The organism is Hwanghaeella grinnelliae (assembly GCF_004005845.1).
GTDB lineage: Bacteria > Pseudomonadota > Alphaproteobacteria > UBA8366 > Aestuariispiraceae > Hwanghaeella > Hwanghaeella grinnelliae.
Window position 1 is genome coordinate 570695 of the sequence record NZ_SADE01000001.1, and the last position, 14045, is coordinate 584739.

16 protein-coding genes are annotated in these 14045 nt (G+C 59.3%); 8 read left to right on the forward strand and 8 right to left on the reverse strand.

All coding sequences use genetic code 11. From position 1 onward, the window contains the following. Nucleotides 1-67: 67 nt before the first annotated feature. The gene (locus EOI86_RS02500) at nucleotides 68-724 is read right to left on the reverse strand and encodes a phosphoribosyltransferase family protein (protein ID WP_127763561.1); all 657 of its coding nucleotides are present in this window, start codon (nucleotides 722-724) and stop codon (nucleotides 68-70) included. After that, nucleotides 717-1466: a BtpA/SgcQ family protein gene (locus EOI86_RS02505; protein WP_127763562.1), complete on the reverse strand. Its 750-nt coding sequence runs from the start codon at nucleotides 1464-1466 to the stop codon at nucleotides 717-719. The genes EOI86_RS02500 and EOI86_RS02505 overlap by 8 nt, the downstream gene beginning before the upstream one ends. Nucleotides 1467-1738: 272 nt before the next feature. On the opposite strand from EOI86_RS02505, the gene EOI86_RS02510 reads away from it, so the two are divergent. The 7 genes from EOI86_RS02510 to EOI86_RS02540 all read left to right on the forward strand — a co-directional run bounded on the left by EOI86_RS02510 (nucleotide 1739) and on the right by EOI86_RS02540 (nucleotide 8040). Further along, on the forward strand, nucleotides 1739-2878 hold the full coding sequence (locus EOI86_RS02510; protein WP_127763563.1) for a polyamine ABC transporter substrate-binding protein: 1140 nt from the start codon (nucleotides 1739-1741) through the stop codon (nucleotides 2876-2878). Between the two features lie 105 nt (nucleotides 2879-2983). Next, complete coding sequence (locus tag EOI86_RS02515) at nucleotides 2984-3856, forward strand: ABC transporter permease (protein ID WP_205032027.1); 873 nt, start codon at nucleotides 2984-2986, stop codon at nucleotides 3854-3856. Beyond that, nucleotides 3853-4659, forward strand: a complete 807-nt coding sequence (locus EOI86_RS02520) for an ABC transporter permease (RefSeq protein ID WP_127763564.1) — start codon at nucleotides 3853-3855, stop codon at nucleotides 4657-4659. Before EOI86_RS02515 ends, EOI86_RS02520 begins: the two co-directional genes overlap by 4 nt. Continuing rightward, entirely contained in the window at nucleotides 4656-5756 is a 1101-nt protein-coding gene (locus tag EOI86_RS02525; RefSeq protein WP_127763565.1) for an ABC transporter ATP-binding protein, read from the forward strand. Before EOI86_RS02520 ends, EOI86_RS02525 begins: the two co-directional genes overlap by 4 nt. Nucleotides 5757-5770: 14 nt before the next feature. Further along, a complete protein-coding gene (locus EOI86_RS02530; protein ID WP_127763566.1) occupies nucleotides 5771-6226 on the forward strand; it encodes a nucleoside deaminase in 456 nt (151 codons plus the stop codon). Between the two features lie 143 nt (nucleotides 6227-6369). Then, nucleotides 6370-7620 carry a PQQ-dependent sugar dehydrogenase gene (locus tag EOI86_RS02535; RefSeq protein WP_127763567.1) on the forward strand — a complete coding sequence of 417 codons (1251 nt, stop codon included), beginning with the start codon at nucleotides 6370-6372 and terminating at the stop codon, nucleotides 7618-7620. Between the two features lie 63 nt (nucleotides 7621-7683). Beyond that, the gene (locus EOI86_RS02540; RefSeq protein ID WP_205032028.1) at nucleotides 7684-8040 is read left to right on the forward strand and encodes a c-type cytochrome; all 357 of its coding nucleotides are present in this window, start codon (nucleotides 7684-7686) and stop codon (nucleotides 8038-8040) included. Nucleotides 8041-8055: 15 nt separating this feature from the next. Here EOI86_RS02540 and EOI86_RS02545 read toward each other — a convergent pair whose 3' ends face one another. After that, on the reverse strand, nucleotides 8056-8940 hold the full coding sequence (locus tag EOI86_RS02545; protein WP_127763568.1) for a quinoprotein dehydrogenase-associated SoxYZ-like carrier: 885 nt from the start codon (nucleotides 8938-8940) through the stop codon (nucleotides 8056-8058). A gap of 245 nt (nucleotides 8941-9185) precedes the next feature. Between EOI86_RS02545 and EOI86_RS02550 the strand changes: the two genes are divergently transcribed. Beyond that, nucleotides 9186-10232 carry a quinoprotein relay system zinc metallohydrolase 2 gene (locus EOI86_RS02550; RefSeq protein ID WP_127763569.1) on the forward strand — a complete coding sequence of 349 codons (1047 nt, stop codon included), beginning with the start codon at nucleotides 9186-9188 and terminating at the stop codon, nucleotides 10230-10232. Nucleotides 10233-10247: 15 nt separating this feature from the next. Here EOI86_RS02550 and EOI86_RS02555 read toward each other — a convergent pair whose 3' ends face one another. From EOI86_RS02555 to pqqB, 5 genes are read right to left on the reverse strand one after another with little or no spacing between them, the layout of a single operon-like run. Further along, the gene (locus EOI86_RS02555) at nucleotides 10248-10907 is read right to left on the reverse strand and encodes a hypothetical protein (RefSeq protein ID WP_205032029.1); all 660 of its coding nucleotides are present in this window, start codon (nucleotides 10905-10907) and stop codon (nucleotides 10248-10250) included. A gap of 40 nt (nucleotides 10908-10947) precedes the next feature. Further along, nucleotides 10948-12087 (reverse strand): pyrroloquinoline quinone biosynthesis protein PqqE, encoded by a 1140-nt coding sequence (gene pqqE, locus EOI86_RS02560; RefSeq protein ID WP_127763570.1) that lies wholly within the window; start codon nucleotides 12085-12087, stop codon nucleotides 10948-10950. Then, nucleotides 12084-12371 carry a pyrroloquinoline quinone biosynthesis peptide chaperone PqqD gene (pqqD, locus tag EOI86_RS02565; protein WP_240035555.1) on the reverse strand — a complete coding sequence of 96 codons (288 nt, stop codon included), beginning with the start codon at nucleotides 12369-12371 and terminating at the stop codon, nucleotides 12084-12086. Before pqqD ends, pqqE begins: the two co-directional genes overlap by 4 nt. After that, on the reverse strand, nucleotides 12368-13120 hold the full coding sequence (gene pqqC / locus EOI86_RS02570) for a pyrroloquinoline-quinone synthase PqqC (RefSeq protein WP_127763571.1): 753 nt from the start codon (nucleotides 13118-13120) through the stop codon (nucleotides 12368-12370). The genes pqqD and pqqC overlap by 4 nt, the downstream gene beginning before the upstream one ends. Continuing rightward, complete coding sequence (pqqB, locus tag EOI86_RS02575) at nucleotides 13117-14016, reverse strand: pyrroloquinoline quinone biosynthesis protein PqqB (RefSeq protein ID WP_127763572.1); 900 nt, start codon at nucleotides 14014-14016, stop codon at nucleotides 13117-13119. The genes pqqC and pqqB overlap by 4 nt, the downstream gene beginning before the upstream one ends. Nucleotides 14017-14045: the final 29 nt, after the last annotated feature.

Genomic DNA, 14045 nt, shown 5'->3' on the forward strand with positions numbered 1-14045 from the left:
GTCATTTAATTGAACAATGTTCATTTTTCAAGAGCAGTAACACCGGGCGGGTTTCGGAACGACGTTTTTACCCGTTACGCCGGGCGGGGAAAGCCATCCAGGGCGTGTAGTCCGCGAAGCTTTCAAGGTATTGGGCGTTGCATTGGCGTTGCCATTCCGTGCCGGGTACCACGCCGGCGGCGCAGCGATAACGCTGTCTAAAACCGTCGGTGACCTCGTTTTCCTCAATGGCGACCGCGGCCATGCCGGTGACGGTGCCGCCCTGACGTTCGACCAGTTGTATGGCGCCTTCCATTGTGCCGCCGGTTTCGACCCATTGGTCGGCTAGCAATACGCGGGTGCCGGGGGCAAAGGCCGGTTTGCGCATTTCCATGTTCTGGGTGCGGCCGGAATAGTTGGTGAAGCTCACAGCGTCGGTCTCGACACACAGCTTGCCCGCCTTCCTGATCGGCAGAAAGCCAACGTCCAACCGGGCCGCAAGCGCACTCCCCAGCACGAAACCCATAGCATCCAAACCCCCGACGACGTCACAGTCGACGCCGTCCAGATCGGCGACAAGGTCGTCCAAAAGGTCGTGGAAAGCAGCGCCGTTAATGTAGATCGACGTGGGATCGAGCCAGGCGAACTTCTCGCCTTTTGTGTTGGGTGCCATCAGTTTCAAGTACCATCGGTCGTCCCGCGGGCCCTTATCCGCCGGGACTTCGGCTTTTGGAAAATCAGTCATCCAGCCCATACTCCATTTCTTCGGTGCGACGCATCAGCTTGGCGAGGCGCGCGGCGTCGATGTTATAGAAATCTCCCTCCCGGTTGATGCCGGTCGCGACCAGCAGACAGTCGACGTCTTTGTAGCGGTCGACGTTTTCGGGCGTTATCCCGGAAGCGAGGGCCAAGGCATGATCGCCCGCTCCGCGCCGGAAATCCGCGATCTTGCTCAGGTCCGCCTCATGCCCGGTGGCTATTCCGGATGTGGTGACGACATCCATGAACCCGGCCGCGATCTGGGCCGATTTCTCATAATCCGCCGGGTCGACGGGGCGTTGCTTCTTGAAAGCCGTGCCGCCGAAATAAAGGCCCGACCAGCCGCTATTGCGTCGTGTGCCGGCGATTTCCTGGGCCTCATTCTGCAAGGCGGTCCGTTCGTCGATCCGGGCGTCGTCGGCCCAATAGGCGTCGACCCGGCAGCCATCGGATTCCAATTCGCCCAGAATCGGAAACGCATCCGCGCCGGTGACCGCCAGGAAATTCACCCCCAGCCAAAGATCGGGAAAAGCCTTTCGGACAGCACGGATGATCGGCAGAAAGGGCGGAATGCCGAAATCGTGGTTGATCAGAAATATGCCGTGGACGCCTTCCGACCGGGCAAGCCGGACGTTCCGGTCGACCTGTTCGAAATCCACGACATGGATCACCGGCGTGACCACCGGCCCAGGACAAGCGAAGAGCGTGTGAAACTGTTTTCTGTTCATGGGAAGCGAGCGTAGCCGTGGTCCTTTCGGATGGAAAGCGGATAAGGACCGCTGCACGGGGCTGGGTACCGCTTGATTGCGTCCCAGGACGAAAAAGCAATTTTCGCCCTTCGAATCGACGCGAGACAACTTTTCATCCCGGGGATTCCTCGCCTACACTGTCGGGCAATAAGTACCGGCAAAAAAGCGCTGGGCAAATAAGCCTGCTGTTCGCAGGCTCACGGGTGGGCGCTCAACAATGAAAAAGTCTCGAACGAGGAGAGAGTCGGTACATGTCCAAGAAAGAAAACAGGGGTAGGTCGCAGCAGCCTTCACGGCGTCAGGTCCTGAAATATTCCGCCGCCGCGGCGCTGGCGACCCCATTCATCAGCCGCGCCTGGGCCAATACGGTCGAAATCAACATGCTGGCCTGGTACGGCCATGGCGAGCCCGACATGGTCGGCGCCTTCGAAGAAGCCAATAACGTCAAATTCAAGCCGAAATACTATGCCGGCGGCGACAACATGCTGGGTCTGATCGCGCAGTCGCCTCCCGGTACCTATGACATCATTCTGTCGGACGGCGAGTTCGTCCAGCAGCTGAATGCGGCGGGTTATATCGAGCCCTTGGATGCCGGCGATTATCCCTTCGATGACATGCTGTACGAGGACTTTACGAAGTTCCCGGGCCACTGGGATGGCGACACGCTGTATTCCATGATGCTCCGTTTCGGGCATCTGGGCGTTTCCTACAACAAGAACGCCATCTCCGAAGAAGAAGCGATGAGCTATTCCTGCTTCTGGAAGCCGGAAATCAAAGGCAAGGTCGGTCATTTCGATTGGCACCTGCCGTCGCTCGGCATGATGAGCCTTTACAACGGCAACGGTGCGGGCCTTTGGGACCTGGACGACGCTAAATGGGAAAAAGTTCAGGAAACCACACTCAGCCTGCGCCCGCAGGTCGGCGGATTCTTCGATTACGGCGGCACCTTCAACTCCCTGAAGAATGGGGAAATGCAAGCCATGGTCGGTATCGGCGATTGGATCACCGGCGTTCTGGAGAAAGACGGCGCGCCTGTGGCTTCCGTCGTGCCCAAGGAAGGCGGCATTCAGTGGACGGAATCCTATTGCATCGGCAAGGGCACCGAGAAGGCCGATATCGTTAAGAAGTTCATCCAGTACATGCTGTCGCCGGAAGGCCAGGTTAAGTCCGCGCAGATGGCGGCTTATCCCGGCTTCTGCATCACCAAGGGTGGCCGTGCGCTGTTGAACGAGGTCGATCCCAAGGAAGCCAAGCGCACCGGTCAGGTCGACGGTATGGCGAACGACCCGATCACCTTGATCAAGGAAGGGCGTATCCACTATCGGGATATTCCGGTCCAGCAGAGCCTGGAGGACTGGAACGATTTCTGGTCCGAGTACAAGAACGCCTAAGCCACACGGCGTTTGACCGGATAGGCATTGGCAATGGTCGGCCGGGTTGCGGGTTCTTGATGGGCCCGGTCCCGGCCGTCCGCCGCCAACTTGTGGGGGAGTTCCTTGGGTACAAAGGAAACCGAAAAAAAGAAGCGCGGGTTCGAAACCTTCGCCGTCGTTTGGCGCGTGCCGCTGATCGCCTGGCAGACGGTCTTCTTCCTGGGGCCGCTTCTTTTCATGGTCGCGATGTCGTTCTTCGTGGTGAAGAACTATCGCATGCGCGAAGCGTTCGAATTCGTGAGCTGGGCCAAGATGCTGGGTCGGCACACGTTCTGGGACGCCTATGGCTATACATTGCTTCTGGCGGTGTGTTCGACCGTCATCGTCAGCCTTATCGCTTTTCCCGCCGCCTATGCGTTGGCCTTCAAGACATCGGCTACGGTCCGGCGTTGGGCGATCTTCCTGCTAGTCGTGCCGTTCTTCACCAGTTACCTGGTGCGAATCTTTTCCTGGTATGTGGTGCTCGCCGAATCGGGGCCGGTGAATTCGGTTCTGGGATTCTTCGGACTTGGCCCCTTCACCATGTTGAACACCATGTTCGGCACGATGGTCGGGTATGCGACCTTGACCCTGCCCTTGGTCGTGATTCTGCAGACGGTGTCGCTCGCCAATATCGACAACCGGTTTATTGAGGCAGCTCACAACCTGGGTTGCGGCGCTTTCCGGACGATCCATGCCGTGATCGTGCCGATGGCGAAGACGGGTTTGGTCATCGCGGCTTTGTTCTGTTTCATCCTCAGCTTCGGGGATTTCGTCAGCCCGTATTATTTGGGTGGGTCTAAACCGCCGACACTGGCGATCTTGATCATCGACACCACCAAATCCGGACAGCAATGGCCGCGTGCGGCGGTGGTCGCGGTGATGATGATGCTGACGCTGTTCACCGTCGCGTTCTCGTCGATCTGGTATGCGTATCGGAAGAGGGGTAGCCGATGAGTGGTCGCGACGCCCTGACGACTTGGGTCCTGCGTTTTTACGTGGTGCTGGTTTTCGGCTTTATTTTCATGCCGATCGTGGCCAGCGTCATATTCTCTTTCAACTCGCAGCGTTTTCCGACCGTGCCGTTGGGATCGTTCACGACCGAATGGTACACGGCGATCCTGAATGATCCGGATATCTGGGAAGCTGCGCGGACCAGCATTCTGGTCTCGCTCAGCACCTCGGTTCTGGCGACCTTCATAGGGTTCTGCACCGCATACACCGATTACCGGTTCAAGTTCCGGTACAAATACGGCTTCCTGGCGCTTGCCCTTCTGCCGCCGACGATACCGTTGATCATCATGGCGCTGGCGATGCTGGCTTGGTTCGCGAAGATTGGGATATCGGGGCAAGTCTGGTCGATCATTGCGGCTCATACGGTGCTGACCATCCCCTTTGCGATGGCGATCATCCGGCTGCGTCTGAACGAAATGGACGAAAGCCTCGAAGCGGCGGCGTGGAACTTGGGCGCCAGCGAATGGCGCGCGGTCAAGGAAGTCATCATACCCTTTGCAAAGCCGGCGATCATTTCATCCATGTGCCTGACCGCTGCCGTGTCCTTCGACGAATTCGCGGTGGCTTGGTTCGTCTCAGGACTGAACAAGACGATCCCGGTCGTCATCCTTGAAATCGTGACCGGTAATATCGATCCGCAAGTGAACGCCATCGGCAGCTTTGTCTTCCTGGTTTCCATGACCCTGGTTGTCCTGGCTCAAATACTGTTCATGACAAAGGGCAAACGGAGGACCGTAACGCCATGACCAATTCCCCTGCGAGCCAACCCATCGTGGAATTCGTGGATGTGGTAAAACGGTTCGGCGACTTCGAAGCCGTCAAGGGCATCGACCTTGAAATCATGCCGGGTGAGTTCATCGCGATCATGGGATCGTCCGGCTGCGGCAAGACCACGACCCTGCGTATGCTGGCCGGCCTGGAAGCCCCGACCGAAGGAGAAATCCGCCTGGACGGGCAGGTGATGAACGACGTGAAGCCGCATGACCGGGATACGCCGATGGTCTGGCAATCGCTCGCCCTTTTTCCCTTCTTGAACGTGAGGGAGAATGTCGAATTCGGCCTCAAGATGCGCGGTGTCGGTCCGGATGAGCGAAAGGATCGCGCCATGCGCTGGCTGGAGCGGATGGAAATCGAGCAATTCGCGGAACGCAGTGTGGACCAATTGTCCGGCGGGCAGCGGCAGCGCGTGGCGCTGGCCCGCGCCCTGGTGACGGAACCGAAAGTGCTGCTGCTGGATGAGCCCTTGTCAGCGCTCGACGCGCATCTGGTGATCCGCATGCAGCAGGTTCTGACCAAATTGCAGCGGGATCTGGGCATCACCTTCGTCTATGTCACGCATTCCCAATCGGAAGCCTTCGCAATGGCGGACCGGGTGGTGATCATGGGCGACGGCAAGATTGCGCAGGTGGGCAAGCCGCGGGACATCTACCGGGCGCCAGCCAATCGTTTCGTTGCTGAATTCGTCGGGCGCAACAATATCCTGACCGGGACGGTGACGGAGCTGGCCGGATCGACCGTGGCGATTGCAACCCCCGCCGGGACTTTTACCGTCAGCGCGGAGGGCGCTGCCTTGCCGGCGGTCGGCGCGACGGCATCCTTCGTGATTGCCGCCGATCTCGTCCATTTTTCACCGGATCCTATGGCTGAGGAAAACAGTGTCGAATGCAGTTTGATCTCGGAAGAATTTGTCGGGTCGGTCATGACGCTGTTTCTGGAGAGCAAGGATGGGACTGAATTCAAGGTGCAGACCCAGGAACGGGTCTTGGCGAATATCGATTTGAAGGCAACGGGCCGCTTCCATCTGGGATGGTCCGCGGCGAGCGCCCATTTGCTAGGTGAGTAAGGGAGGATAAAGACATGACCACGCTATCCGAAACTGACGCGAAATTCCTGCGGATCGCCTATGAAGAGGCCCTGGCCGGTTTCAATGAAGGCGGCTGCCCCATTGGATCGTCGCTTGCCGAAGGCGACCGCCTGATCGCGCAAGGCCGGAACCAGCGTGTGCAACAGGGTGATCCGATCGCGCATGGGGAGATGGATTGCCTGCGCAAGGCGGGGCGGCAAAAGTCCTACCGCAAGATGACGCTCTATACCTCGCTCAGCCCCTGCATGATGTGCACCGGTACGATCATACAGTTCGGCATTCCGCGCGTCGTGATCGGGGAGGCGGAGACCTTCCCCGGCAATCCTGATTTCCTGCGGGAAAGGGGCGTCGAAGTAATTATTGCCGATGACGACGATTGCAAGGCGCTGATGGCCCGTTTCATCCAAGAAAAGCCCGAATTGTGGGCTGAGGACATCGCGGAAGACTGACGATTGTTGACCACCACTCAATGGTGCAATTACCCCTAAACTGTACGTTAGTATAGTTGCCAATTTTCGCCGCGCTGGCGATCATCGGTTACGTGCCCGAATACCGTCACTCAAAGAAAACGGGGCGCGGATGGGAGGAAACAATGTCAATCTGCAAATGGATCGCCGCGGGTACGCTCGCGGTCGTTTTGTCGTCCGGTACCGCCCTTGCCCAGGGCAATCTGGACAAGCTCAGTTCGTTTCAAACAACCGGCGTCACCGAGTTCACCTACGTGGAACAAGGCGGCGCCAAGGCGGAAGCGATCCGTAAGACGCTGGCGGGGATCAACCTGCCCGACGGCTTCTCGATCGATCTCTACGCCATCGTGCCGGATGCGCGGCACATGGCGGTCGGTCCGCAAGGGATCGTAACCTTCGTTGGGACGCGCAAGACCGAGGTTTGGTCGGTGACGGATCGCGACAAGGACCGCGCTGCCGATGAAGTGAAGAACTTTGCCCCATCGCTTGCCAAGGCCATTCCGAACGGGCCCTGCTTCTCGAAGGACGGGTTCCTCTACATCGCCGAACAGAACCGCGTTCTGGTCTTCCCGGCGGCGGAGTTTTTCTATGAAAGTCCGGACGTGGCGGCCTTCAACGTGATCCCGCAGGGAGAATTGGTTCCGCCGGAAGAGGAAAGCTACAACCACACCGCCCGCGTCTGTAAGCTCGGTCCGGACGGCAAGCTCTATATCTCGTTGGGGCAGCCCTTCAATGTCGCGCCGGCTGAAAAGCTCGACAAGTATAAGAAATGGGGCATCGGCGGGATTATCCGTGTGAACACGGACGGGTCCGACCGTGAGGTCTATACCTATGGTGTGCGGAATTCCGTCGGTCATGACTTCGATCCGGAGACCGGCGATCTGTGGTTTACGGACAACCAGGTCGACGGCATGGGCGACGATATTCCCCCCGGCGAATTGAACCATCAGACCGCGATGGGGCAGCATTTCGGCCATCCCTGGTTCGGCGGCGGGGATACCCGTACGAACGAATATGCCGGTGAGGACGTGCCGGTGGAGGTGGTGATGCCCGCCGTCGCGACCGAGGCGCATGCGGCCGATTTGGGCATGCACTTCTATACGGGCAAGATGTTTCCCGCGAAGTACAAGAACGCGATCTTCTCCGCCCAACATGGTTCATGGAACCGGACGGATCCGATCGGTGCGCGGGTGATGGTGACGTTTATTGACGCAGAAGGGAACGCGACGATGGAACCCTTCGCCGACGGATGGATCGATGAGAACGGCGAGTATCTCGGTCGGCCGGTTGATGTCACCCAACTTCGGGACGGCTCCATTCTCGTCTCCGACGATCTTGCGGGTGCGATCTACCGCATCAGTTATTCGGCGCAGTAAACTCCTGGTGCCAATTGGGGCGGTGGGGTCTCTCCACCGCCCGTTTTTTCATGGATGACGCTGATGATGGGACGTTTTATTTCCAAAACGGGTTTTATGGTGCCGATCCTGGCGATTCTCGTGGCCGTTTCGGCCACGCCGTCGAATGTACTGGCAGCTGACGCGGCCGCCGGCAAAGTGAAAGCCAAAAAATGCCGGAATTGCCATGGGATCGATGGGGTGGCGAAGATACCCATCGCGCCGCATATCGCGGGAGAGAGCGAGGTCTACCTTCAGGTTCAACTGAAGGCGTTTCGGACCGGCAAGCGCAAGCACGAGATTATGTCGGTGATCGCCAAGGACCTTAGCGACGCGGATATCGCCGATCTTGCCGCTTGGTACAGCAGCATCAAATTCACGATCGAAATGCCTACCGACTGAGCGGAAGGACTGCCCCTAGCTGGCTGAGCCGGGTTTGATCGGGAAGGTTTTCCCGAACTCACCGCCATCGGTGTCGGTTGCCTCGACGGCGAAGGAGGTCGCGCCGTTGTCGTCGTAGGAGAAGCGGAATGTCGGGTCCTCGCTGATCGAGATCCCGCCGCTCATATGGATGAGCTGTTCATCACCCAGGAAGACCGACATCTCGTTCACGAAGAATGCCGGAATGAAAAGCTGCGTGACCTGATTGCGCTGCAGGCCTGAATAGTTCGGGTGGCGGATCATGATTTGCGCCTGGCGGCGGCCGTCGATCTTCGGTGCGACCGTAGTAGCGGAAGCGGTTTCTGCGACGACGTCGAAAACCTTCATCCGCATCTTGCCGGCGGAGTCCAAGGCGGATGCCATGTCCTTCAGCGCGGGCGCGGAACAACCACCGGCCCCTTTCACGTAACGGCCGACCATCCAAAGCTTTCCGTCCGCCGTTTCTGCGATGGCGCGGATATTCGAATACTGGTTCACCCGGACACGGGTTTCCAGGTCGATGGTGCCCATGGAGGGGCCGAATTCAAATTCCGCGACAACGGGAGCGGGGTTCTCGTCGACGATCAAGGTGAGTTTTGCAATCCGCGCGGTCGAGGCGCCGGACTGGATCAACCTCACCGGTACAACGGCGGCGTCATGTGCCCGGTACGGGGCGTCCATGTCGAACAGGGCCGATCCGTCCAGGATCGGTGTGTCGCCGAAGACGTCGTATTTCAATTCCGCCCAGGTTTCGCCGTTATTAAGTGGGTTCTTTATGTCTGGTTCAGCAGCGTTCACCCGGTCGATCCCGACCATTGGGCCCGCCGCAACCGCCAAACCCAGCCCCAAGGCCAATGCCGCGGCATATAGTTTTCGGATCATGGGTCGCTCCACCCTATGCAACCTCGGTCATCCCTCGGGAGTTGGTTCCCTGCCTGGTTATGGCGGGAATGTCCCAGGTCGCGTTGCCGTTTTTTACATTAGTAAAGCAGCTTAAGGTACACGCCATTATACGGAAATACTACATTGGCATCACGTTCCCGCGTGTATGATGGCTTGTGAAGGTTGGGCCATCGCGCACGAAAAGACGCTCCGTCCCGAGCAAAACGACGCAGCGAGGATCGACAATGTTTGAAATATTCCTGACCATGTGCCTGCAAGACCAACCGGATCTGTGTGCTGAGCGCTTGATTCCGGTCGCGGCGGAGACACGGGAAATCTGCGAGGCGGAAGCGCCGGCAAGGCTGATCGATTGGCGGAAGGGCTTTCCTTCGGCCATAGTCTCGGATTGGCATTGCGGTGACGGTGCCGTCGCGGACGCACTGAAGGTCACGGAAGTCGCGGCGGGTGTCTTCGTGCATCAGGGCCGCTATGAAACGCCCACACCCGGCAATGCCGGGGACCTCGCGAATGTCGGTTTCATCATCGGGGAGGACGCGGTCGCGGTCATCGACGCTGGCGGGTCGCGCGCGGTCGGGGAGCGCCTCTACGCGGCCGTGCGTCAGCAGACAGATCTTCCGATCGAATGGTTGATCCTGACCCATATGCACCCCGATCATGTCATGGGGGCCGGTGTGTTCCAGGAGGCCGGCGCGAAAATCCTTGGACATCCAAAATTGTCGGATGCGCTCACAAATCGTCGGCTGGTCTATCTGGAAAACTACGCTGCCTTATTGGGTGACAGAACCTTCCTTGGTACAAAGATGGTCGGACCCGGCGCGGACAGCGATGAGGTGGATGAAATCGACCTGGGTCGACGGCGATTGATGCTCAAGGCCTTCCCGACCGCGCATACGGATAACGACCTGACCGTATTCGACACCAGCACCGGAACCTTGTTCACGGGCGATCTGGTCTTTTCGGTCCATACCCCGGCCTTGGACGGGTCGATTCTGGGCTGGCTTTCGGTGTTGCGGGAGCTGTCCGACTTCGAAGCGAAACGCATCGTGCCCGGGCATGGCCCCAACTTTCTTCCCTGGCCCGATGGCGGTGAGGATACGTGGAACTACCTTACCACCCTCGCCGAAGAGACACGGCAGGCCATAGCCGAAGGCGAGAGCATGCGAACCGCAATCGAGCATTTGGGAGAATCGATGCGGGGCAAGTGGGAACTGTTCGACGAGTATAACCCGCGAAACGCCACGGCCGCTTACCAGGAGTTGGAATGGGAATGACCCATGTCATCACGCCTATGGCAGGCGCTGTTGTATCGAACGGGCCAGCGTAAACGCGCGCTTTTCCAATATGACCGGGGTTTCGCAGACATAGGTTAGGGATTGGGCTCGGTCCTTGAAAATCCGGGAGTCCCAGGTGATCTGGTCCTGCAATTCCTCTATCCGGTCGTAGTCCGGCTCCGTCGCTTCGCTCAGTTCCTGTAAAGTATCGCGGCGCGTATCGATCCGGTCGGCAAGCTCGTCCTGCTTATGGGCATAGCGGGCGATGCCGGCAATGATTTCCGTCCGCTCCTTATCGATCAAGGTGAAGATCCCGGCGAACAATGTTGTCAGACGGTCGGCCTTGTCTTTGCCGATGTCGTCGCGCTCGGCGAAATTAGCGATCATCTCGTCGGTCTTTTCCAACGGCGTCCGTCGCAGCGACAAAACGGATGCGAGACGGTGGATTTCATCATTGTCCCGCCAAGACTTCTGCAAGGCGTCGTCGATGACCGGCCCGGCCCACATTTGTCCAATCGACAGATGCGGCACCTTGCGCTGGATACAGGGCCAGTCCGGGTCGGAAAAATCGGCCGCCTGCGCCGTGCTTGCTGCCATCGCGGTTGCCAGCCCCATCGCCAAGAGTGCCGGCGCAAAGAGTGCCGAAAACGGGGAGCACATGGTTCGACGTCTCATTTTTCCAATCCGTTTTATCGTCAATTCAGGGCGTGAAGCGTTAACGCGGCGAAACCCGATAGGTCAATTCACTGGCGTCAGCATGCGAGTCCGCCTCGGCGGCGGCGACGAGTTCCGCATGAAACGGTGATTTGGAGCAGACCGGGTCGGTAGCGTAGGGATCGTTGGCAATTGCCATCGCCTGGCAGCGGCAACCGCCAAAATCCTTGCCGCGCCGGTCGCAGGAACGGCAGGGTTCCTGCATCCAATCGAATCCGCGGAAGGCGTTGAACGCGTCGCCGTCGTACCAGATGTCGCGCAGGGACTTCTCGGGGAACCGATCGAAATTGAGCCCCTTGATCGTCTGCGCCGCATGGCAGGGCAAAACCGTGCCGTCGGGTGTGATATTCAGCCCGGTGGACCCCCAGCCGCCCATGCAGGGTTTCGGATATTTTGCATGGTGGTCCGCCGGCACATAATCGATGACCAACTCGCCTTTCAGTCTTTCACGCGCTTCGTTGACGATTTCCCGCGCGCGCAGTGCCTGGTCTTGTGTCGGCATCAACGCAGCGCGGTTGGCGGCGGCCCAGCCGTGAAATTGCACGGTGGCGACTTCGATCCGCCGGGCGCCAAGCTGCTGTGCAAGCGCGATGGTTTCTTCCAAACGATCCATGTTACGGCGGTGGACGACGGCATTCAGGGTCAGCGGAATGCCTTGTTTCTCGACCCAGCCGGCCACGGCCATCTTGCGGTCAAAACCGCCTTTGTAGCCGCCGATCTCGTCGGCCGATTCCGCGGTAACGCCTTGCAGCGACAGTTGAACATGGTCCAGGCCCCGCTCGTCGAGTGCAGCCAAGCGCTTTTCCGTCAAGCCGATGCCGGAGGTGATCAGGTTGGTGTAAAGGTCTGCGTCCCGCGCGGCGGTGATCAGTTCTTCCAAATCGCGCCGGGATGCTGGTTCCCCGCCCGATAAATGGATCTGCAGCACACCGATCGCCGCGGCCTGTTTAAAGGCCTCGGCCCATTCTTCCGTTTTCAGTTCCGATTTGATGGCGGTCATTTCCAGCGGGTTGGAACAATAGGGGCAGGCCAGCGGACAGCGGTGGGTCAATTCCGCAAGCATCGCCATTGGCGGCTTGACGGAAGGGGCCGGAATCGTCCCGGGTGCAGCGGTTGTTTCGTTTTCGGCTACCATTGTCATCTTAGTTCAACCATGCGCCGTTCGATGAGCGACATCAGAAATGCTCCGGCGTCCTTCTTTATCTGATCGACCGGGGCATTGTATTTGGCCGCAAGGCCCCCGGCGATTTCATTCAATGTTCTGGTTCCGTCGACCTCCGCCAATATAGCGGCCCCGATCGGGTCTAACTTCACCGCGCGTTCCGGCGCCAACAGGACCCATATGTCGCGAACGGAATCGAACTTGGTCCTCACCCCACGGGGGAGGAATGGTGTATCGGCCTCGGTTATCGCGGTCAGGGTCACGCCGCTTTCTCCAACTGGCCCTCGCCCGGCTGCCAGGCCCCCGGGGGGATGCGCGCGGGCGCTACATAGGCGGAATGCAGGGCATCCAGTTGCGACCACAACACGTCCGTCTTGAAGGTAAGTGCCGCCGCGCAAGCATCCTGTTTTTCCGCGGTGTCGGCATGGTCCAGAACCCAAGCCAGCCCGAAGGCGACATCCTTGGGGGCTTCCTTCAGCCTGTTCTGGAAATAGGCAGTGGAATTGTCGTCTGCGAAATCGTAATGCGCGAGCAGACCAGCGATCCGTTCGGAATGGATTTTCGGCGCGAACAATTCCGTCAGGGAGGAAGCGACAGCTTCCAGCAGCGTCTTGTCCCGTACGAAGCGGACATAAGCGTCGACCGCAAACCGTGTTCCGGCCAGCACACCCCGCGTTGAGGCGACATATTCGGGATCCAAGTTTACGGCTTCGGCCAGCCGCAACCAGCGGGAAATCCCACCTTCGTTCTCGGCGGTGCCGTCATGATCCTCGATGCGCGACCGCCAGGCGCGGCGCAGGGCCGGGTCTTCGACGCGCGACATGAATGCCGCGTCCTTCATCGGGATGCGAGACTGATAGTAGTACCTGTTGATGACCCAGGCCTGGACTTGATCCATCGTGCAACCGCCGGAATGCAGCAATCCGTGAAACGGGTGCTTGTCGTGATAGCGTTCGTCGCCGATACGGCGCAGGCGTGCTTCAAAATCGGCGCGCGAGGCGGGCTCTCTCATAACTGATACTCCATGCCGTCTTGGGCGACGGACCAACCGGCGGCTTCGATCTGCGCCCGCTCGTCCGAAGCGGGGTCGAGCGCCGGGTTCGTGTTGTTGATGTGAATGAAGACCTTGCGGGCGATATCCAAATCCTTCAACGCGGCCATGGAACCGTTTTCGCCGTTCATGGACATATGTCCCATGCGGGCCCCGGTCTTTTGGCCGACGCCGGTCCGGATCATTTCCTCGTTTTCCCAGACCGTGCCGTCGAATAGCAGCAGTTCCGACCCGCGGACGCGGTCCGCGATCTTTTCGGTCAGTTTGGCGCATCCAGGGATGTAGAAAGCGGTCTTGCCGCCGGCCGATAGTTCTACCCCGACCGTCTGCTCGCCTTCCAGGTCCGTCACGACGGTCTCGCCCTCAAGATACAAGGGCACCTTGCCGGGCACAGCGAACAGCGTGGCCGTCAGACCGGTGGCCAATTCGAAAGGCGTATCCAGGACGACCGGGCACCGCGGGACCAAGGTAGCGTCCACGGCCGTGAAGATCGGGTTGTCGGCAATGACGCTGTGGATCTCTGCGGTCGCGAACAGCTGGAATGGTTGCTTCTCGCGCAGGGTCAACAGACCGGCGACATGGTCGATGTCGCCATTCGTGACCAAGACGCTTTTTATCGGCGAAATTCGCGGGCCGGTCGGGTGTAGCGGTGGCGCTGCCGCCAACTGGGTGCGAATATCGGGCGAGGCGTTGAGGATCGCCCAATCGGACCCGTTCGCCGAAACGGCGATGGATGACTGGGATTGAGGCGTCAACTCGCCACTGCGCGCGCGAACGCAAAGCGGGCAACCGCAATTCCACTGGGGAAAGCCGCCGCCCGCTGCCGCGCCAAGTACTAGAATGCGGAGCTGAGTCATACCGGCCCCGCTTTCTCAGACACTCGGGG

Bases quoted from the DNA above. Each gene is read 5' to 3' on its own strand.
- EOI86_RS02500 (WP_127763561.1), bottom strand. From the start codon at position 724: ATGACTGATTTTCCAAAAGCCGAAGTCCCGGCGGATAAGGGCCCGCGG.
- EOI86_RS02505 (WP_127763562.1), bottom strand. From the start codon at position 1,466: ATGAACAGAAAACAGTTTCACACGCTCTTCGCTTGTCCTGGGCCGGTG.
- EOI86_RS02510 (WP_127763563.1), top strand. From the start codon at position 1,739: ATGTCCAAGAAAGAAAACAGGGGTAGGTCGCAGCAGCCTTCACGGCGT.
- EOI86_RS02520 (WP_127763564.1), top strand. From the start codon at position 3,853: ATGAGTGGTCGCGACGCCCTGACGACTTGGGTCCTGCGTTTTTACGTG.
- EOI86_RS02525 (WP_127763565.1), top strand. From the start codon at position 4,656: ATGACCAATTCCCCTGCGAGCCAACCCATCGTGGAATTCGTGGATGTG.
- EOI86_RS02530 (WP_127763566.1), top strand. From the start codon at position 5,771: ATGACCACGCTATCCGAAACTGACGCGAAATTCCTGCGGATCGCCTAT.
- EOI86_RS02535 (WP_127763567.1), top strand. From the start codon at position 6,370: ATGTCAATCTGCAAATGGATCGCCGCGGGTACGCTCGCGGTCGTTTTG.
- EOI86_RS02540 (WP_205032028.1), top strand. From the start codon at position 7,684: ATGATGGGACGTTTTATTTCCAAAACGGGTTTTATGGTGCCGATCCTG.
- EOI86_RS02545 (WP_127763568.1), bottom strand. From the start codon at position 8,940: ATGATCCGAAAACTATATGCCGCGGCATTGGCCTTGGGGCTGGGTTTG.
- EOI86_RS02550 (WP_127763569.1), top strand. From the start codon at position 9,186: ATGTTTGAAATATTCCTGACCATGTGCCTGCAAGACCAACCGGATCTG.
- EOI86_RS02555 (WP_205032029.1), bottom strand. From the start codon at position 10,907: ATGAGACGTCGAACCATGTGCTCCCCGTTTTCGGCACTCTTTGCGCCG.
- pqqE (WP_127763570.1), bottom strand. From the start codon at position 12,087: ATGACAATGGTAGCCGAAAACGAAACAACCGCTGCACCCGGGACGATT.
- pqqC (WP_127763571.1), bottom strand. From the start codon at position 13,120: ATGAGAGAGCCCGCCTCGCGCGCCGATTTTGAAGCACGCCTGCGCCGT.
- pqqB (WP_127763572.1), bottom strand. From the start codon at position 14,016: ATGACTCAGCTCCGCATTCTAGTACTTGGCGCGGCAGCGGGCGGCGGC.